Source organism: Pseudomonas sp. BN415, from assembly GCF_029871195.1.
GTDB lineage: Bacteria > Pseudomonadota > Gammaproteobacteria > Pseudomonadales > Pseudomonadaceae > Metapseudomonas > Metapseudomonas resinovorans.
This window is the reverse complement of the sequence record NZ_SSOK01000027.1, coordinates 97,416-114,982: the sequence shown is the minus strand read 5'-3', so window position 1 is coordinate 114,982 and position 17,567 is coordinate 97,416. Positions and strand designations below refer to the sequence as shown.

Sequence of the window (17,567 nt, the reverse complement as noted above, 5' to 3'; positions counted from 1 at the left end):
GCCCCAGGGTTCCGTTGTCGCTGAAGGGGGTTCCGACCGCACCAGCATCCACCGCGTAGCCGAAGGTGGTGCTGATCGCACCGGCGCTAACCGTATCGCTGAAAACGGTTCCGACCGCTCCCAGTCCCTGCGGGTAGCTGAAGGCGGCTCCGACCGCACCAAGGCTTTCGATGTCGCCGAAGGCGGTTCCGACCGCACCAAGGCTTTCGATGTCGCTGAAGGCGGTTCCGACCGCACCAAGGCCTTCGATGTCGCCGAAGGCGGTTCCGACCGCACCAAAGCCTTCGATGTCGCTGAAGGCGGCGCTGACCGCACGGGTGCCAACCGCATCAGCTGATCCCGGAGCCGTTCAGAGGCAGGCAATCACGATGTATGCAAATCCTCGAAAGGCAGAAGGCGCCAAATGTGGCGCCTTCTTTCTATTTGCGGCTGAAAAATACGGGCAGACCGCCCGGCGGTGCTCTGTCCGTGTAGGGGCGAGTTCATTCGCCAAGGCAGCGTAGCTGCCCTTCCGGCCCCACAGACCCCGCGCCGCTCCCTACTTCACCAGACTCAAGCGCTTGTCGGTGAACACGCAGATCACTCCCGCCTCGTTGTACATCACCTGATAGTTGAAGTCGCAGTACGCCGCCGCCACGCTCAACGGCAGGGACTGATTGATCGCCTTGCCCGCCTTGAACCAGGACATCTGCCCGGGCTTGCACAACTTGGCCTCGGCATCGGTGCTGTAGGTGCAGAGCACCGCCTGGTCGATGGGTTCCTCTTTCAGGCAACCAGCCAGCGGCAGGGCCACGAGTCCGATAAGTGCGAGTTTCTTCAAGGGCGACATGAAAGGCTCCGTAGTGGGACGATCCGCCGAATGTGCGGACCCGGGACCTTTGATCCGCGGCCCCGCGCCAGGTTCCGCGGACGGATCAGGTATAGCCGGTATAGAGCAGCATCCCCCAGGACATCAGGAAGATCGCCGCTAACCCGACCAGGTAGTAGCCGCCCGCCATCAATAGCCTGATGACCAGCGGACGAGGCGAATCGTGGATCAGGGGGAGCGCTGAAACCGCCGGCACCAGGAACATGCCGAAGGTGCTCAGGCTGGAATTGAACAGCCAGTAGATCTGGAAGAACTCATGCAGCAACTGGGCAAGGAAGATGAAGAGCACCGGCGTCCAGACAGGCGCGACCAGCAGCATGGCCTCCACCGGGTCCCGCAATGAGTATTTTTGCTCGCACTGGATGCCCATTTCGCCCCCCTATGCAGGTGGCTCGCGATTGGATAACCGCGCTTTTTGTGAGGCTAGCCAAGCCTGCCCGCAGCGCAAGCCGGCACCAGCCTTGGCCGACATGCTGTCGTCCAGCGGTCCTGGCCGGCGCAGGGTCTATAGTCGATGGAGGTCATTTCCCCGTCGCTCACCCCACCGGAGGCCTCGCACATGGACACCAGCCATCACTCCCTCAGCGCCCTCTTCGACCAGCTCGGCCTGCCCTCCGACAAGGCCGGAATAGAACGCTTCGTCTCCGGCAATCGACTCGCGGTAGGCCAGGCCCTGCCTGATGCACCATTCTGGAACCAGGCCCAGTCCGCCTTCCTGCGTGACGCCTTGACGGAGGATTCCGACTGGTGCGAGGAAGCCGACGAACTGGCGGTGCTACTGAGCAAGTAGATCGCCAGAACGAAAAAGGCGGCCACCAGGGCCGCCTTGCATTACGTCAGGATTCAGAAGTCCTGCACCGTAGGACGCAGCACCACTTCGCTGATGTCCACATCAGCCGGTTGTTCGATGGCGTAGGCAATGGCCCGCGCCACCGAGTCGGCGGGTATGGCCATCTTGTAGAACTCGCCCAGGGTCTGGGTGCTTTCCTGGTGGGAGCTCCCGTGCTTCAGCTCGGAATCGACTGCGCCGGGGGAAATCACCGTGGTGCGAATGGCGCCACCGACCTCATGGCGCAGGCCCTCGCTGATGGCACGCACCGCGAATTTGGTGGCGCTATAGACGGTGCCACCCGGGCTGAACACCTTGATGCCGGCGACGGACGCGACATTGATGAAATGCCCGCTGCCCTGCTTGCGGAACAGCGGCAGCGCGGCTGCTACGCCGTGGAGGACACCCATGACATTGATGTCGAACATGCGTGACCACTCGTCCACCTTGACTTCATCCATGGGCGCGATGGCCATCAGCCCGGCGTTGTTCAGCAGCACATCGACACGACCGAAACGCTGCACCGCGCCGTCGATCAGGGCGGCCACCTGGCTGGCAGAGGTGACATCGGTGGCAATGGCCAAGGCCTCACCGCCAGCCGCCTCGATCTCCGCGACCAGGCTCTGCAGGCGCTCGACCCGGCGCGCGCCGAGCACCACCTTGGCGCCCAGGGACGCCAGGTGCCGGGCGGTAGCTTCGCCCAGCCCGCTGCTGGCACCGGTAATGACTACAACCTTGTTGGAAATGTTGTTGCTCATGAAGGCACTCCCAGGAAGCCCGGAATCAGGATGAATCCGGTGACTGAGCGCCAGTATCGGAAAGGTTTTACCGCCAATGAATGGAATAGTTAGGATTTAGCAATTCCAATTAACGGAACACTGACCATGTTCAATCGCATCGAACTGCTACGCATCCTCTGTGTCGCCGCCGAAACCCCAAGCTTCCGCGAAGCCGCCGCCCGCCTGGGTGCTTCGCCGCAAACCGTGACCCGCGCCATCAAGGACCTGGAAGATCAGTTCGGTGAACCGCTGTTCCACCGCAGCACCCGTCACGTGCAGATCACCGCCTTCGGCGAGCGCCTAGCCAGCCAGGCCCGCGAGGCCCTGGCCGGACTGGACCAGTTGTTCCAGGCGCATGGTGGCAAGCGCGAAGAGGCGTTGGCCGGGCGCGTAGGCATTGCCGCACCGCGCTCGGTCGGGCGACGTTTTCTGCTTCCCGTACTCGCGGAAATCGCCCGGGAACACCCTGGTATCCACTTCGACATGCGCCTCTCCGACCAGCTCACCGACTCGGTGGAGCAACAGATCGACCTCGGCGTGCGCATCGGCTTCATTCGTGACCGCCGCTATATCGCCCGGGCCGTGGCGCAGATCCCGATGCGGGTGGTCGGGACCCCGGAGCTGCTGCAACGCCAGGGCACACCCGGGACGGTGGACGCCCTGCACCAGACCCCAACCACGGCACTGATCGACAACAACACCGGACGCGTCTGGCCCTGGACATTCGCCGAGGGTCGGCAGATCCAGCCGGCAAATGCAGCGTTCTGCACCGACGACCCGGAGAACGAACTGGACGCTGTATTGGCCGGGATCGGCGTCGGCCAGCTACCCAGTTACCTGGTCGATTCGCACATCCGTGCCGGCCGCTTGATAGCAGTGCTTCAGGACCAGGCGCCAGCGCCCTGGGAAATGTTCATCTACCGCCCCCAGCAAGGCCCCGTATCACCGCGGGTAAGGCTGGTCCACGATTTGCTGGTCAAGCACCTTTCCGACCCCACCTTCGTTCCGCAGGGCTGACTGGGCAGGGCCACGTCGACGCCTCCTGCGGGCTCTGCAGCCACGTAGCCCGGATGAAATCCGGGCTACGATTTTCAAGCCTGACTCAAGGTGCCCCCTGTAGGGTCCACGCCATGCCATCGACAGGAATGATGTTCACCATCACCCCCTTTCAATTCCGCGCTGGATGCCCTGGCGTCACTATCGCTCCATCGGCCCTGCGGCCAACCGGAACGAGACCAATGCCATGTCAGCCGACCCTCGTATCAGCGACAACCTCTATCAAGTCACCCACGTGACCCTTGATGAACTGCGCCTGCACTTCGAGACCGAAGTAGTGGTGAGCCTGGAAGACGGCAGCCTGGCCGTGCGCAAGGCCCCCACTCCGTTGGCCGAGCGCAAGGCCCTGCGTGAGCTGATCTGCGCCGCCCAGGCAGCCTGAATCAGGCCGGCTTCACCTGCCTTGGCAACGGCAGCGTGTAGAAGCGCTGCCCCACTGCCGCATAAAGCGCATTGGCCACGGCCGGGGCAATAGGTGGAACGCCGGGCTCGCCGACACCGGTAGGCGCTTGCGCCGACGGCACGATGTGCACCTCCACCACCGGCATCTCGTTGATTCGCAATACCTGAAAGTCGTGGAAGTTCGACTGCTCCACCACCCCGTCTTTCAGGGTGATCGCACCATGCAGCGAGGCGGCTAGGCCGTAGCCGATGCCCCCTTCCATCTGCGCCCTGATCACGTCTGGATTGATCGCCACGCCGCAATCCACCGCGCAGACCACACGATCCACCTTGAAGCTGCCATCGGCCTTTACCGTCACTTCCGCCACCTGGGCGACGAAGGAGCCGAAGGACTCATGCACGGCAATGCCACGCCCGCGCTTCTCGCCTTCCGCGCCCGGCTTTATTGGCTGGTTCCAGCCTGCTTTCTGCGCGACTAGCTCCAGCGCCCCCTGGTGGCGTGGTTTCTTGCCGAGCAATTCGTGGCGATATGCATAAGGGTCCTTGCCGGCAACGGTGGCGGCCTGGTCGATCAGGGATTCCACCGCATAGGCGGTATGGGTGTGCCCCACCGAGCGCCACCACTGCACCGGCACGCCAATGTCGTCCGGCGTATGCAATTCCACCTGCATGTTGGGCACCGCGTAAGCCAGGTTGGACGCGCCCTCCACCGAAGTGTGATCAATGCCTTCCTTCACCATCGCCTCCTCGAAGGCCGTGCCCTTGAGGATGGACTGCCCCACCACGCGCTGGTGCCAGCCCTGCAGCTTGCCCTCGTCATCCAGCGCCAGGCGCGCGCGATGCAGGTAGGCCGGGCGGAAGTAGCCGCCGTGGGTATCATCCTCGCGGGTCCAGACCAGTTTCACCGGCACGTCCTGGCCTTTGGCCCGGGCCGCCTTGGCGATGGCCACCGCCTCCAGCAGGTAGTCCGACTGCGGGTTGGCACGACGACCGAAACTGCCGCCCGCGTAGAGCTGGGTCAGGCTGACCTTCTCCACCGGGATGCCCAGGTACTTGGCGATGGCCAACTGGTCCACCGTCTGGAATTGCTCACCGTTCCAGACATCGCACTGGCCGGCGGATATCTTCACCAGGCAGTTCATCGGCTCCATGGCGGCATGGGCCAGATAGGGGAACTCGAAGTCGGCCTCGATCAGCCTGGCGGGCTGGGCCATGGCCGTGGCGATATCGCCCTGCTTGCCGGCGATCCGGCCTTCCTTGCCAGCGGCCTCACGGTAGCGGGCGAAGATCGCCTCGCTGCCGAGTTTGAATGCCTTGCTTTCGTCCCATTCCACCACCAGAGCGTCACGGCCCTGGCGCGCGGCCCAGGTGTTCTTCGCCAGAACCGCTACGCCGGCGCGACCATGGGGCGTGTCGGTAAACTCCACCACCTCCACCACACCGGGCACAGCCTTGGCCTTACTCGCATCCACCGACTTCGGCACACCGCCAAAGCGCGGCGGGTAGGCGACTACCGCCACCAACATGCCGGGCAGTTTGAAGTCTTGGGTGAACGTAGCGCTGCCGTCGGTCTTGTCGGCGCTGTCCTTGCGGGAAAGACGCTCCTGACCGATCAGGGTGAAATCCTTCGGCGACTTGAGCTGCACCTCGGCCGGCACTGGCTGGCGCGCCGCTGCCTCGGCCAGTTCGCCGAAGCCCGTCTGCTTGCCCGAAGCGGCGTGGCTGACCACCCCCTTGCTCACGGTAATTTCCGCCGCCGGTACCTTCCACTGCTCGGCGGCGGCCGCCACCAGCATGGCGCGGGCGCTGGCACCGGCCTTGCGCATCTGCTCGTAGGAGTTGGCGATGGCGGAGCTGCCACCGGTGCCCTGCATCGGACCAAACGCCAGGTTGTTGTAGAGCGTGGCGTTGGCCGGTGCGCCCTCCACTCTCACCTGGCTCCAGTCGGCATCCAGTTCCTCGGCCAGCAAGGTCGCCAGGCCGGTATAGCTGCCCTGTCCCATTTCCACGTGCTTGGCCAGGACGGTCACGCTGCCGTCATCCGCGATTCGGACGAAGGCATTGGGCATGAAAGGCCCGGCTGCAGCGGCCAGGGCTTCGCCACTTCCCAGCAGCGGCGCGAAGGCGATGCCCAGCGCGAGACCGCCACAGCCCTTGAGGAAGGTACGCCGGCTGACATTGAGGATGCCGCTGGAGGCCCGGGTATTGGTTTCGAACGTGCCCATGTCGACTCTCCTCAGGCCAGGGTGCCGGCCGCTTCATGGATGGCGGCGCGAATGCGCACGTAGGTGGCGCAGCGGCAGATGTTGCCGCTCATGGCCGCATCGATATCGGCATCGCTCGGTTTCGGGTTGCTGCGCAGCAGCGCTGTGGCGGACATGATCTGGCCGGACTGGCAGTAGCCGCACTGCACCACGTCGAGCTTGCGCCAGGCCGTCTGCACAGCCTTGCCTACCGGGTCTTCGGCGATCGCTTCGACGGTGGTGACCTTCTTGCCCACCACCGCGGAAACCGGGGTGACGCAGGACCGGGTCGCCTGGCCATCGATATGCACGGTACAGGCACCACACAGGGCCATGCCGCAGCCGTACTTGGTGCCAGTCAGGTTTACAACGTCCCGCAATGCCCAGAGCAAGGGCATGTCCGCAGGCACGTCGAGCTCAACGTCGTTGCCGTTCAGGTTCAGGGTAATCATCAGGCTTACCACCTCTGTCTGGATGGTTCGGGAAAAACCGATCGGCAACGCCGAACGGGCATTCAGGGTAATGATGGTGCAGGGGGCCCCTTCCGGGGCACCTTCACGCCGACTGGCGCAGGCGCGCGATGTCCCGCAATGGCGGAGCGCCGAACAGCCGACTGTATTCGCGGCTGAACTGCGACGGGCTCTCGTAGCCCACCCGGCCTCCGGCACTGGCGGCGTCCAGGGCCTCCACCAGCATCAGCCGGCGGGCTTCCTGGAGGCGCAGTTGCTTCTGGAACTGCAGCGGGCTCATGGCCGTCATCGCCTTGAAGTGATGATGCAGGGCCGAGGTGCTCATGTTCACCTCGCTGGCCAGGCGTTCGATCTGCAATGGCTGATGGAAGTTCTGCCGCAGCCAGTTCACGGCGCGGCCGATGCGATGGCCCTGGGTGCCGCTGCTGGCAATCTGGCGCAGTTGAGCGCACTGCTCGCCGCGCAGCAGGCGATAGAGGATTTCCCGGCGCACCAGAGGCGCCAGCACGGGAATGTCTTCGGGAGTATCCAGCAGACGCAGCAGGCGCAGCACCGCATCCTGCAGCGAATCACCCAGGCCGCTCACCGACAGGCAGCGGGGACAGGCTTGGGGAACGGGAGCGGGAGATGGCAGCTCCATCAGCAGGGCACTGATTTCCTTGGGATCGAGGTCCAGGCGCAGACTGAGAAAGGGCACTTCAGGACTGGCATCGATGACTTGGCCGATCACCGGCAGGTCCACCGACACCACCAGGAACTGCGACGGCCCGTAGTAGTAGGTTTCCTCGCCCAGCAATACCTTCTTGCGCCCTTGCACCACCAGGCCGAGAGCCGGCTCATAGAGGCAGTGCAGGGGTTCGCTGGGCTGCGCAGTGCGGAACAGGGTCAGGCCGGGAACGGCCGTAACTCGCGCACCATCCTGTTCGGTGAATCGTTCAATGAACTGCACCAGCTCCTGCTGCTGGCGCGCAGCCGCCCCGGATTCCTGCGCGGCAAGGAACGTGCGTGCATTCATGGTTTGGACCCTCGGAGAAGATGGGTCAACTCTACCCATGGCGTGCAGGCTAGTCTCGCACCCGGAAGCGGTTCAGGAGGATCAGGCAACAATCCAGCAGGATTCGGCTATCAGCCCTGCCGCCTCGCGCGGCACACTGCCCAACATTCCACAACAAGACAGATTCGGGGCGGACCCAACGGCCCGCCCCGCCTTCCTCAGTCGGCAACCTTGATCACGACACGCCCACCTGCCGGGCAGGTTTCCATGTGACGGTTGGCCTCGACGAAGTCCTCGAACGCGAAGACGCGATCAACCGGAGGCTTCAGCAGATGATCACGGGTCATCTGGTTGATATGGTCCAGCGCACGCTGAACCGAAGCCTCATTGGCCTCGATGCCCAGCTCCGGAGAACCGGTGAAGTCGAGTACACAATGCCGATAGAACTGCAGATGCTTCTTGAACGCGGCGCAAGCCGGGAACGCAGTGTCGTTGCCGCCGTTGCAGCCATAGACAACCAGCTTGCCGCGCTGCGCGGCGACATCGCCCAGGAGCTTCATCTGCTGTCCGGCGCACTGATCCAGAACCACCTCGACGCCCTTGCCCTGGGTGAAGCGCTCGGCCTCCAGGACCAGGTCCTGCTCTTCGGTGACGATGATCTTGTCGGCACCCAGCCCTTTGATAAAGGCACGGCTTTCCGGGTAGCTGGTCGATGCGATCACCTTGGCACCCAGCGCCTTGGCCAACTGCACCGTCTGCGGCGCCAGGCAATGCCCGGCCTCGGTGACCAGCACATGCTGCCCCGGCTTCAGGCCGCCCAGGTCAACCAGGGCGAAATAGGCCATCAGCAGCGGCGTGTAATGGATGCAGGCTTCCTCCGGCGTCAGGACGTCGGGATAGGCCACCAGGCCATTGCGCGGCATCAGCACCAGGTCACCCCAGGCCGGATGTTGGCTCGGCGTACTGGCCGGGAAGCTGGCCACGGGGGTGCCGGGCTTCAGGTCATCGACACCTTCGCCCACGGCCTCCACGATGCCGGCCATTTCGGAGCCGAGACCGGAAGGTAGCTGGGCCGGTTGCTCGGCCGCCAGATTCTGCCGCCAGAGCACGTCCCTCCAGCCCACACCCAGAGCCTGGGTGCGCACCAGGACTTCGCCCGGGCCCGGAACGGGAGTCGGCAACTCTTCGAGTGTGAGGACCTCGGGGCCCCCGAACTGGTGAAAACGGATCATGCGGGACATCACATACCTCGCCTGTGACTCTTCATAGCCACGGACTCTATCCGGGCTTTATCTACAAAACCACCCGCGGCCATTGATAGTTGTCATAAACGGCGATGATGTGAGCCTTGACGACCGGTCGCGGGAACTGCACCTTTCACACATTAATTACGGATGATTCCATGAACCGGAACGACCTGCGAAGAGTTGACCTCAACCTTCTTATCGTGTTCGAGACGCTCATGCACGAGCGTAGCGTGACGCGCGCGGCAGAAAAGCTGTTTCTCGGTCAGCCGGCCATCAGTGCGGCACTGGCCCGCCTGCGGACCCTCTTCGATGATCCGCTGTTCGTGCGTACTGGCCGCAGCATGGAACCCTCGGCACGGGCCATGGAGATCTTCGCCCTGCTCTCCCCGGCACTGGACTCCATCTCCACGGCTGTCAGCCGTGCCGCCGACTTCGATCCGGCCACCAGCAGCGCCGTGTTCCGCATCGGTCTGTCGGACGACGTGGAGTTCGCCCTGCTCCCCGCGCTGCTCCGCCGCCTGCGCGCCGAAGCCCCCGGCGTGGTGCTGGTGGTGCGACGCACCAACTATCTATTGATGCCCAACCTGCTGGCCTCCGGCGAGATCTCCGTGGGCGTCGCCTACACCGAGGAACTGCCGGCCAACGCCAAGCGCAAGACCCTGCGGCGCTCAAGGCCCAAGCTCCTGCGCGCTGACTCGGTGCCCGGTGCGCTGAGCCTGGATGATTACTCCGCCAGGCCGCATGCCCTGGTGTCCTTCGCCGGCGACCTGGGCGGCTTCGTAGATGAGGAGCTGGCCAAGGTCGGCAAAACGCGCAAAGTCGTGCTGGCGGTGCCGCAGTTCAATGGCCTCGGCACCCTGCTCGCGGGCACCGACCTGGTGGCCATGGTGCCGGACTACACTGCCGCCGCCCTCACCGCCGCCGGCGGCCTGCGTGCCGAAGACCCACCCCTGCCGGTCCAGTCGTTCGAGCTGTCCATGGCCTGGCGCGGCGCCCAGGACAATGACCCCGCCGAGCGCTGGCTGCGCTCGCGCATTCAAATGTATTGCGGGGACCCGGACAGCCTGGAATAGCCCCTGCCTGCACACCTCTGCTTTTCCTGTGGGGGCGAATTCATTCGCTAAGGGCTGCGCAGCAGCCCCTCTGGCCAGGCAGGGCACTCCTGCGGACTGCATAGCGAATGAATTCGCCCCCCCGCAATGTTTCCACCTCTACCTCCCCGCTGATCAACAAATCCATAACCCCGCCCTGATCAATCACTTCCAGTAATAGTCATCTTCAGGGTGTTCGATTCGTCTGGTCGAAACGCCGCACGCAGACTCCGCCCATTCATAAAACCAATTGGCGGAGCTGTCCCATGGAAGCAATACAGAAGAATCTCTGGCGTTACCCTCTTACCCTCGCGGCGGCGGTGGTACTGGTAGCCTGCGGCAAGGCACCGGAAGCCACGCTCAACCAAGCGGCCCCCAAAGTCAGCGTCGCCGAAGTGATCGAACAGCCCCTCAACGAATGGGACGAATTCACCGGTCGCCTGGAAGCTCCGGAGTCCGTGGAAATCCGCCCGCGCGTCTCCGGCTACATCGACCGCGTGGCTTTCGATGAAGGCAGCCTGGTGAAGAAAGGCGACCTGCTGTTCCAGATCGACCCGCGTCCCTTCGAGGCCGAGGTCAAGCGCCTGGAAGCCCAGCTGCAGCAAGCCCGCGCCAACCAGAACCGTGCCGCCAACGAAGCCCGCCGTGGTGAGCGCCTGCGCCAGAGCAATGCCATCTCCGCCGAACTGGCCGACGCTCGCGCCAGCGCTGCCACCGAAGCCCAGGCCGCGGTTGCCGCCACCCAGGCTGAACTGGACAACGCCAAGCTCAACCTCAGCTTCACCCGCGTGACCGCGCCCATCGACGGTCGCGTAAGCCGTGCCGAGATCACCGAAGGCAACCTGGTCAACGCCAGCCAGTCGCTGCTGACCTCGGTGGTCTCCACCGACAAGGTCTACGCCTATTTCGACGCCGACGAGCGCGCCTTCCTCAAGTACGTGGAACTGGCCCGCAAGACCGGCTCCGACACCCGCGCCGCCAGCCCCGTGTACATGGGCCTGTCCAGCGAAACCGGCAACCCGCACCTGGGTCAGTTGGACTTCCTCGACAACCAGGTCAATCCGCGTACCGGCACCATCCGGGGCCGCGCCGTGTTCGACAACAAGGACGGCCGCTTCACCCCCGGTCTTTACGCCCGCATCAAGCTGGTGGGCAGCGAGACCTACCCGGCCGCGCTGATCAAGGACGAGGCCATCGGCACTGACCTGGGCAAGAAGTTCGTCCTGGTGCTGGGTGAAGACAACAAAGTGAATTACCGCTCCATCGAACTGGGGCCCAAGCTGCAAGGCCTGCGCATCGTGCGCAACGGCCTGGTCAAGGGCGAGACCATCGTGGTCAATGGCCTGCAGCGCGCCATGCCCGGCGCGCCTGTGGAACCGCAAGCCGTGCCCATGGCCGACGAATCCACCCTCGCCCAACTGGCTCGCTTGCGCCAATCCGTGGATAGCAGCAACGCTCCCCGCGTGGCCGAGCAGAACGCCAAAACGTCCGTCGGCCCGCGCGGCTGAGGTAGCACGCCATGAATTTTTCCCAGTTCTTCATCCTGCGGCCGATCTTCGCCGCCGTGCTGTCGCTGCTGATCCTGATCGGCGGCGCCATCTCGCTGTTCCAGCTACCCATCAGCGAATACCCGGAAGTGGTTCCGCCGACGGTGGTGGTGCGCGCCAACTTCCCCGGCGCCAACCCCAAGGTGATCGGTGAAACCGTCGCCTCGCCGCTCGAGCAAGCCATCGTCGGCGTGGAAGGCATGCTCTACATGTCCTCCCAGGCGACCAACGACGGCAAGCTGACCCTGACCATCACCTTTGCCCTGGGCACCGACCTGGATAACGCCCAGGTGCAGGTGCAAAACCGCGTGACCCGCACGATGCCCACCCTGCCCACCGAGGTGCAGAGGCTGGGCGTTACCGTGGACAAGGCCTCTCCAGACCTGACCATGGTGGTACACCTGACCTCACCGGATAACCGCTACGACATGCTCTACCTGTCCAACTACGCGGCGCTCAACGTCAAGGACGAGCTGGCGCGGCTGGATGGCGTGGGCGACGTGCAACTGTTCGGCATGGGCAACTACTCCCTGCGTGTCTGGCTCGACCCGAACAAGGTGGCTTCGCGCAACCTGACTGCCACCGATGTGGTCAACGCCATTCGCGAGCAGAACCGCCAGGTCGCCGCAGGTGCCCTCGGCGCGCCGCCGTCCGATGCCGGCAACAGCTTCCAGCTGTCGATCAACACCCAGGGCCGCCTGGTCACCGAGGAAGAGTTCGAGAACATCATCATCCGGGCCGGTGACGACGGCGAGATCACTCGCCTGAAGGACATCGCCCGCGTCGAGCTGGGCTCCAACCAGTACGCCCTGCGCTCGCTGCTGAACAATCAGCCGGCCGTGGCGATTCCGGTGTTCCAGCGTCCCGGCTCCAACGCCATCGAAATCTCCGACGCGGTTCGTGAGCGCATGGCCGAACTGAAGCAGAGCTTCCCCCAGGGCATGGACTACGAAATCGTCTATGACCCGACCATCTTCGTGCGCGGCTCCATCGAGGCGGTGGTTCACACCCTGCTCGAAGCCATCGTGCTCGTGGTCCTGGTGGTGATCCTGTTCCTGCAAACCTGGCGCGCCTCGATTATCCCGCTGGCCGCCGTGCCGGTGTCGCTGATCGGCACCTTTGCGGTGATGCACCTGTTCGGCTTCTCGCTCAACGCCCTGTCGCTGTTCGGCCTGGTACTGGCCATCGGCATCGTGGTGGACGACGCGATCGTCGTCGTGGAAAACGTCGAACGGAACATCGGGCTCGGCAAGTCGCCGGTGGAGGCCACCCGCCAGGCCATGAAGGAAGTGACCGGCCCGATCATCGCCACCGCGCTCGTGCTGTGCGCCGTGTTCGTGCCCACCGCCTTCATCTCCGGCCTCACCGGGCAGTTCTACCAGCAGTTCGCCCTGACCATCGCCATTTCCACGGTGATCTCGGCCTTCAACTCGCTGACCCTGTCGCCGGCTCTGGCCGCTGTGCTGCTGAGGGACCACCACGCACCGAAGGACCGCTTCTCCCGCGTGCTGGATTCGCTGTTCGGCCGCTGGTTGTTCACCCCGTTCAACCGCATGTTCGAACGCGCTGGCGGCGGCTACGTCCGTACCGTGCGCCGCGTCCTGCGGGGCAGCAGCATCGCCATGTTCATCTATGCCGGCCTGCTGGGACTCGGCTACCTGGGCTTCTCCAGTACCCCGGCTGGCTTCGTGCCGCAACAGGACAAGCAGTACCTGGTCGCCTTCGCGCAACTGCCGGATGCCGCCACCCTGGATCGCACCGAAGCGGTGATCAAGCGCATGTCCGAGATCGCCTCCAAGCACCCGGGCGTGGAAAACACCGTGGCCTTCCCGGGCCTGTCCATCAACGGTTTCACCAACAGCCCGAACAGCGGCATCGTGTTCACCCCGCTCAAGCCCTTCGATGAGCGCAAGGACCCGTCCATGTCCGCTGGTGCCATCGCCGCCGAGCTGAACAAGCAGTTCGCGGATATCCAGGACGCCTACATCGCGATCTTCCCGCCGCCCCCGGTTCAGGGCCTCGGCACCATCGGCGGCTTCCGTCTGCAGGTCGAGGACCGCGGCAACCTGGGCTACGAGGAACTGTACAAGCAGACCCAGAACATCATCGCCAAGGCGCGCCAGCTGCCAGAGCTGAACCCCATGTCGGTGTTCACCAGCTACCAGGTCAACGTGCCGCAGGTGGATGCCGCCATCGACCGCGAAAAGGCCAAGACCCATGGCGTTGCCATCAGCGACATCTTCGACACCATGCAGGTGTACCTGGGTTCGCTGTACGCCAACGACTTCAACCGCTTCGGCCGCACCTATCAGGTCAACGTCCAGGCCGACCAGCAATTCCGCCTGGAGCCCGAGCAGATCGGCCAGCTGAAGGTGCGAAATAACCGTGGCGAGATGATCCCGCTGTCCACCTTCGTCAAGGTGGAAAACAGCGCTGGCCCCGATCGCGTCATGCACTACAACGGCTTCATCACCGCCGAGATCAACGGCGCAGCCGCGCCCGGCTTCAGCTCCGGCCAGGCCGAGGCGGCCATCGCCAAGTTGCTGGACGCAGAGCTGCCCAACGGCATGACCTACGAATGGACGGACCTGACCTACCAGCAGATCCTCGCCGGCAATACCGCGATCTTCATCTTCCCGCTCTGCGTGCTCCTGGCCTTCCTGGTGCTGGCCGCCCAGTACGAGAGCTGGAGCCTGCCGCTGGCGGTGATCCTGATCGTGCCGACCGTGCTGTTCTCCGCCATCACCGGGGTGATCCTGGCTGGTAGCGACAACAACATCTTCACTCAGATCGGCTTGATCGTGCTGGTGGGCCTGGCGTGCAAGAACGCCATCCTAATCGTCGAGTTCGCCAAGGAGAAACAGGAAGAAGGCCTGGACCGCGTCGCCGCCGTCCTGGAAGCCTGCCGCCTGCGTCTGCGCCCGATCCTGATGACCTCCATCGCCTTCATCATGGGCGTGGTGCCCCTGGTGCTGTCCTCCGGTGCCGGCGCCGAAATGCGCCACGCCATGGGTGTCGCGGTGTTCAGCGGGATGATCGGCGTGACCTTTTTCGGCCTGCTGCTGACCCCGGTGTTCTACGTCCTGATCCGCGGATTCGTCGAAAAGCGCGAAGCGCGCAAGGCCGCCCGCGCCCCGCAACTGAAGGAAGCACACGCATGATGCACAAGGCTTTCGCCCCCGCCCTGCTGGCACTGGCCCTTTCCGCCTGTGCCGTGGGCCCGGACTACAAGGCTCCCGACACCGAGCCCGCGCGGCTCGCCTCGGCGGACGCCGTGAAGGTCGATCGCGGCCGTTTCGAGAGCGTCTGGTGGCAACAGTTCGACGACCCGACCCTGAACCAGCTGGTGCAGCAGTCGTTGCAGGAAAACCGTGAGTTGCGCATCGCCTTCGCCCGTCTCAAGGCGGCCCGTGCCTTCCGCGACGATGTCGGCAACGACCAGTTGCCGGTGGTCACCGCTGGCGCCAGCGCTGAAATCGGCAAGGGCCAGCAACCCGGCGTCACGGAAGAGCGCGTCAACAGCGAGCGTTACGACCTCGGCCTGAACATGGCCTGGGAGCTGGACCTGTTCGGCCGCATCCAGCGGCAGATCGAGGCCAGCGAAGCGGAAACCGACGCGGCCCAGGCCGACCTGCAGCAGTTGCAGGTCAGCCTGATCGCCGAACTGGTGGACGCCTACGGCAACCTGCGTGGCGCGCAGCTCAGGGAGCGGATTGCACGCGAAAACCTGGAGAACCAGCAGGAGTCACGCGGCCTGACAGAACAACTGCGTGACGCGGGCGTCGGCAGCGAGCTGGATGTGCTGCGCGCTGACGGTCGTCTGGCCGCCACCGAAGCCAGCCTGCCGCAACTGCAGGCCGAAGAAGCGCGTGCCCGCAACCGCATCGCCACGCTGCTCGGCCAGCGCCCGGAACAGCTGACCGTGGACCTGTCGCCCAAGCCGTTGCCGGTGATCGCCAAGGCCCTGCCCATTGGCGATCCCGCCGAACTGCTGCGCCGCCGCCCGGACGTGCGATCCGCCGAACGCCAACTGGCCGCCGCCACCGCCGGCGTGGGCGTGGCCACTGCCGATCTGTTCCCCCGTGTGAGCCTTTCCGGCTTCCTCGGTTTCACGGCTGGGCGCGGTTCGCAGATCGGTTCCTCTGCTGCACGAGCCTGGGCCGTGGCCCCGACCATCTCCTGGGCGGCCTTCGACCTGGGCAGCGTCCGCGCTCGCCTGCGAGGTGCCGAAGCGGACGCCGAAGGTGCCCTGGCAAGCTACGAGCAACAGGTGCTGCTGGCCCTGGAAGAGTCCGAGAACGCCTTCAGCGACTACGGCAAGCGCCAGCAGCGCCTGGTTTCCCTGGTACGCCAGTCGGAAGCCACCCGCGCCGCCGCCGAACAGGCCGCAACCCGATATCGCGAAGGCACTGTGGACTTCCTCGTGTTGCTGGACGCCGAACGCGAGCGCCTGGCCGCCGAAGACGCCCAGGCCCAGGCCGAAGTCGAGGTCTATCGGGGCATCGTCGCCATCTACAAGGCCCTTGGCGGCGGCTGGCAGCCCCAGGCGTGACCCTCTTTTCCCTTGCCCGGCCTGTCCCGGCCGGCATTTTCACCCCGCGGGTACGAGCTCCTCGCCGCGGGGCCTTTTATTCAGGTCCGCAGGGCTCCATGGACGTTTGGCAAGAACCGACGACCAGGAAGCCTGCTGACCGCGTCAAGGATGGCAGTACCGCGTTCGGAGAAAGCTCTGGATACCCCAACCCTTGATCTCAACAGGAGACACTCCATGAAAAAGCTCATCACTTCCGCAACCTTGCTGGCCGTCGCCCTTTCCGCTGGTTCGGCCATGGCATCCGGCGGCGGCGACCGCACCATCTCCCGCTACGAGAAGCGCCTTGCGCAGATCGAGAAGCAGCAACGCGAGGCAAACGAAGCTGTTGCCCAGAAGGAACTCGCCGAAAAAGCGAAGCGTGGCTAAGCCACAAAAAAGGAGCGGGTCGCCCCGCTCCTTTGATCCACCTGCGTTGTTCAGGCTACGGGCGGCCGACGAACCTGCTGCCTGGGCCCCAGCTTGCGCCGCGCCACCAGCGTCTTGGCCGCCGTCATGTGAATGGGCCCGCCCTGATAGGTAGGCAAATCGCGCGATACCCAGTCGATACCCGTGTCGTGCCAGTGCACTTCGCCCGCGTCCAGCTTCATGTCCCGCTGCAATTCCCGGATCACCTGGCGCACGCGCGCGTCGCTGTACAAGGCTTCGTTGTCGATGGCCTTGCAGAACGATTCGCCGTCCTGCCCGGTCAGCGTGAGCAACAATGACCCGTCGGGTCGGGGCTTCACGACTACCTGGTACTGCGCAAAGGCATCATAGAAGGCAGTGAATGGCAGCTTCATTCGGAAACTCCTGTCGGATCTTGGGTTTTCGGACCTTGATCCCTGCAGTCGTCGTGCCCGTTTGCCGCTTCAGGGAATTACCTTGCGAATCAGGCATATGGAACGCAAGCGCCCAACCGCCTGCGGGTGACTTGCACGATTCCCCGCCCAACTCTCATGCAAGTTGCACGAAGCCCCGATGAAGCCGGGCTTTCCTATCGTCGACGAATCGCGTCGTGGCTTGACCGGCGCGCCCGATCCTGCGAAAAGGCTGCGCGCAAATGGCCGGACCCGACCGACGAACCAAGGAGCACATCCCATGAGTGACGAACTGCAGATAACCGATATCCAGCTGGGCAACGGCAAGGAAGTGGTCAAGGGCGCCCTGATCACCACCCAATACCGCGGCACCCTGGAAGACGGCACAGAGTTCGATTCGTCCTACAGCCGTGGCAAGCCCTTCCAGTGCGTGATCGGCACCGGGCGTGTCATCAAGGGCTGGGACATCGGCCTGATGGGCATGAAAGTGGGCGGCAAGCGCAAGCTCTTCGTCCCGGCGCACCTGGCCTACGGTGAACGCCAGGTCGGCGCTCATATCAAGCCCAACTCCAACCTGCTGTTCGAGATCGAATTGCTGGAAGTGCTGACGCGAGACGATTGATTCACCCCGGTACTGCGCAGCGACAGGC

General features: G+C 64.4%; 17 protein-coding genes and 1 pseudogene. 10 read left to right on the top strand and 8 right to left on the bottom strand.

Translation table 11 applies throughout. The features are described 5' to 3' along the window. Positions 1-337: pseudogene (locus tag E8F20_RS07525) on the top strand (hypothetical protein); the annotation flags it as partial. Positions 338-538: 201 nt separating this feature from the next. On the opposite strand, the gene E8F20_RS07520 reads toward E8F20_RS07525, so the two are convergent. Further along, the gene (locus tag E8F20_RS07520; protein ID WP_028631264.1) at positions 539-829 is read right to left on the bottom strand and encodes a hypothetical protein; all 291 of its coding nucleotides are present in this window, start codon (positions 827-829) and stop codon (positions 539-541) included. 85 nt (positions 830-914) lie between these two features. Then, positions 915-1,187 carry a hypothetical protein gene (locus E8F20_RS07515; protein WP_028631263.1) on the bottom strand — a complete coding sequence of 91 codons (273 nt, stop codon included), beginning with the start codon at positions 1,185-1,187 and terminating at the stop codon, positions 915-917. A 240-nt stretch (positions 1,188-1,427) separates the two neighbouring features. On the opposite strand from E8F20_RS07515, the gene E8F20_RS07510 reads away from it, so the two are divergent. Beyond that, positions 1,428-1,658, top strand: a complete 231-nt coding sequence (locus tag E8F20_RS07510; protein ID WP_280283207.1) for a DUF2789 domain-containing protein — start codon at positions 1,428-1,430, stop codon at positions 1,656-1,658. A 53-nt stretch (positions 1,659-1,711) separates the two neighbouring features. Here E8F20_RS07510 and E8F20_RS07505 read toward each other — a convergent pair whose 3' ends face one another. Continuing rightward, complete coding sequence (locus tag E8F20_RS07505; protein WP_028631261.1) at positions 1,712-2,455, bottom strand: SDR family oxidoreductase; 744 nt, start codon at positions 2,453-2,455, stop codon at positions 1,712-1,714. A gap of 126 nt (positions 2,456-2,581) precedes the next feature. Here E8F20_RS07505 and E8F20_RS07500 point away from each other — a divergent pair, with 126 nt between their 5' ends. After that, on the top strand, positions 2,582-3,493 hold the full coding sequence (locus tag E8F20_RS07500) for a LysR family transcriptional regulator (RefSeq protein ID WP_280283206.1): 912 nt from the start codon (positions 2,582-2,584) through the stop codon (positions 3,491-3,493). A 226-nt stretch (positions 3,494-3,719) separates the two neighbouring features. Further along, on the top strand, positions 3,720-3,914 hold the full coding sequence (gene ptrC / locus E8F20_RS07495) for a type III secretion system co-regulatory protein PtrC (RefSeq protein ID WP_280283205.1): 195 nt from the start codon (positions 3,720-3,722) through the stop codon (positions 3,912-3,914). Position 3,915: 1 nt separating this feature from the next. Here ptrC and E8F20_RS07490 read toward each other — a convergent pair whose 3' ends face one another. The 4 genes from E8F20_RS07490 to E8F20_RS07475 all read right to left on the bottom strand — a co-directional run bounded on the left by E8F20_RS07490 (position 3,916) and on the right by E8F20_RS07475 (position 8,882). Beyond that, a complete protein-coding gene (locus E8F20_RS07490; RefSeq protein ID WP_280283204.1) occupies positions 3,916-6,159 on the bottom strand; it encodes a xanthine dehydrogenase family protein molybdopterin-binding subunit in 2,244 nt (747 codons plus the stop codon). 11 nt (positions 6,160-6,170) lie between these two features. Further along, the gene (locus E8F20_RS07485; RefSeq protein ID WP_280283203.1) at positions 6,171-6,629 is read right to left on the bottom strand and encodes a 2Fe-2S iron-sulfur cluster-binding protein; all 459 of its coding nucleotides are present in this window, start codon (positions 6,627-6,629) and stop codon (positions 6,171-6,173) included. 103 nt (positions 6,630-6,732) lie between these two features. Beyond that, on the bottom strand, positions 6,733-7,662 hold the full coding sequence (locus E8F20_RS07480) for an AraC family transcriptional regulator (RefSeq protein WP_280283202.1): 930 nt from the start codon (positions 7,660-7,662) through the stop codon (positions 6,733-6,735). Between the two features lie 197 nt (positions 7,663-7,859). Beyond that, entirely contained in the window at positions 7,860-8,882 is a 1,023-nt protein-coding gene (locus E8F20_RS07475; RefSeq protein WP_028631255.1) for a zinc-dependent alcohol dehydrogenase family protein, read from the bottom strand. 161 nt (positions 8,883-9,043) lie between these two features. Between E8F20_RS07475 and E8F20_RS07470 the strand changes: the two genes are divergently transcribed. The 5 genes from E8F20_RS07470 (at position 9,044) to E8F20_RS07450 (ending at position 16,486) form a co-directional block, all read left to right on the top strand. Continuing rightward, the gene (locus E8F20_RS07470) at positions 9,044-9,961 is read left to right on the top strand and encodes a LysR substrate-binding domain-containing protein (RefSeq protein WP_028631254.1); all 918 of its coding nucleotides are present in this window, start codon (positions 9,044-9,046) and stop codon (positions 9,959-9,961) included. 284 nt (positions 9,962-10,245) lie between these two features. Beyond that, entirely contained in the window at positions 10,246-11,487 is a 1,242-nt protein-coding gene (gene mexE, locus E8F20_RS07465; protein WP_280283201.1) for a multidrug efflux RND transporter periplasmic adaptor subunit MexE, read from the top strand. A gap of 11 nt (positions 11,488-11,498) precedes the next feature. Further along, positions 11,499-14,687 carry an efflux RND transporter permease subunit gene (locus tag E8F20_RS07460; RefSeq protein WP_280283200.1) on the top strand — a complete coding sequence of 1,063 codons (3,189 nt, stop codon included), beginning with the start codon at positions 11,499-11,501 and terminating at the stop codon, positions 14,685-14,687. Further along, positions 14,684-16,078, top strand: a complete 1,395-nt coding sequence (locus tag E8F20_RS07455; protein WP_280283199.1) for a TolC family protein — start codon at positions 14,684-14,686, stop codon at positions 16,076-16,078. The genes E8F20_RS07460 and E8F20_RS07455 overlap by 4 nt, the downstream gene beginning before the upstream one ends. A 216-nt stretch (positions 16,079-16,294) precedes the next feature. After that, positions 16,295-16,486 carry a hypothetical protein gene (locus tag E8F20_RS07450; RefSeq protein WP_120651351.1) on the top strand — a complete coding sequence of 64 codons (192 nt, stop codon included), beginning with the start codon at positions 16,295-16,297 and terminating at the stop codon, positions 16,484-16,486. 50 nt (positions 16,487-16,536) lie between these two features. Here the strand turns inward: E8F20_RS07450 and E8F20_RS07445 are convergent, their stop codons facing one another. After that, entirely contained in the window at positions 16,537-16,899 is a 363-nt protein-coding gene (locus E8F20_RS07445) for a DUF3509 domain-containing protein (RefSeq protein WP_280283198.1), read from the bottom strand. A 298-nt stretch (positions 16,900-17,197) separates the two neighbouring features. On the opposite strand from E8F20_RS07445, the gene E8F20_RS07440 reads away from it, so the two are divergent. Further along, complete coding sequence (locus E8F20_RS07440) at positions 17,198-17,539, top strand: FKBP-type peptidyl-prolyl cis-trans isomerase (RefSeq protein WP_028631248.1); 342 nt, start codon at positions 17,198-17,200, stop codon at positions 17,537-17,539. Positions 17,540-17,567 lie beyond the last annotated feature (28 nt).

Bases quoted from the DNA above. Each gene is read 5' to 3' on its own strand.
- ptrC (WP_280283205.1), top strand. From the start codon at position 3,720: ATGTCAGCCGACCCTCGTATCAGCGACAACCTCTATCAAGTCACCCAC.
- E8F20_RS07445 (WP_280283198.1), bottom strand. From the start codon at position 16,899: ATGAAGCTGCCATTCACTGCCTTCTATGATGCCTTTGCGCAGTACCAG.
- E8F20_RS07485 (WP_280283203.1), bottom strand. From the start codon at position 6,629: ATGATTACCCTGAACCTGAACGGCAACGACGTTGAGCTCGACGTGCCT.
- E8F20_RS07500 (WP_280283206.1), top strand. From the start codon at position 2,582: ATGTTCAATCGCATCGAACTGCTACGCATCCTCTGTGTCGCCGCCGAA.
- E8F20_RS07505 (WP_028631261.1), bottom strand. From the start codon at position 2,455: ATGAGCAACAACATTTCCAACAAGGTTGTAGTCATTACCGGTGCCAGC.
- E8F20_RS07450 (WP_120651351.1), top strand. From the start codon at position 16,295: ATGAAAAAGCTCATCACTTCCGCAACCTTGCTGGCCGTCGCCCTTTCC.
- E8F20_RS07490 (WP_280283204.1), bottom strand. From the start codon at position 6,159: ATGGGCACGTTCGAAACCAATACCCGGGCCTCCAGCGGCATCCTCAAT.
- E8F20_RS07475 (WP_028631255.1), bottom strand. From the start codon at position 8,882: ATGTCCCGCATGATCCGTTTTCACCAGTTCGGGGGCCCCGAGGTCCTC.
- E8F20_RS07510 (WP_280283207.1), top strand. From the start codon at position 1,428: ATGGACACCAGCCATCACTCCCTCAGCGCCCTCTTCGACCAGCTCGGC.
- E8F20_RS07515 (WP_028631263.1), bottom strand. From the start codon at position 1,187: ATGCTGCTGGTCGCGCCTGTCTGGACGCCGGTGCTCTTCATCTTCCTT.
- mexE (WP_280283201.1), top strand. From the start codon at position 10,246: ATGGAAGCAATACAGAAGAATCTCTGGCGTTACCCTCTTACCCTCGCG.
- E8F20_RS07470 (WP_028631254.1), top strand. From the start codon at position 9,044: ATGAACCGGAACGACCTGCGAAGAGTTGACCTCAACCTTCTTATCGTG.
- E8F20_RS07440 (WP_028631248.1), top strand. From the start codon at position 17,198: ATGAGTGACGAACTGCAGATAACCGATATCCAGCTGGGCAACGGCAAG.
- E8F20_RS07455 (WP_280283199.1), top strand. From the start codon at position 14,684: ATGATGCACAAGGCTTTCGCCCCCGCCCTGCTGGCACTGGCCCTTTCC.
- E8F20_RS07520 (WP_028631264.1), bottom strand. From the start codon at position 829: ATGTCGCCCTTGAAGAAACTCGCACTTATCGGACTCGTGGCCCTGCCG.
- E8F20_RS07460 (WP_280283200.1), top strand. From the start codon at position 11,499: ATGAATTTTTCCCAGTTCTTCATCCTGCGGCCGATCTTCGCCGCCGTG.
- E8F20_RS07480 (WP_280283202.1), bottom strand. From the start codon at position 7,662: ATGAATGCACGCACGTTCCTTGCCGCGCAGGAATCCGGGGCGGCTGCG.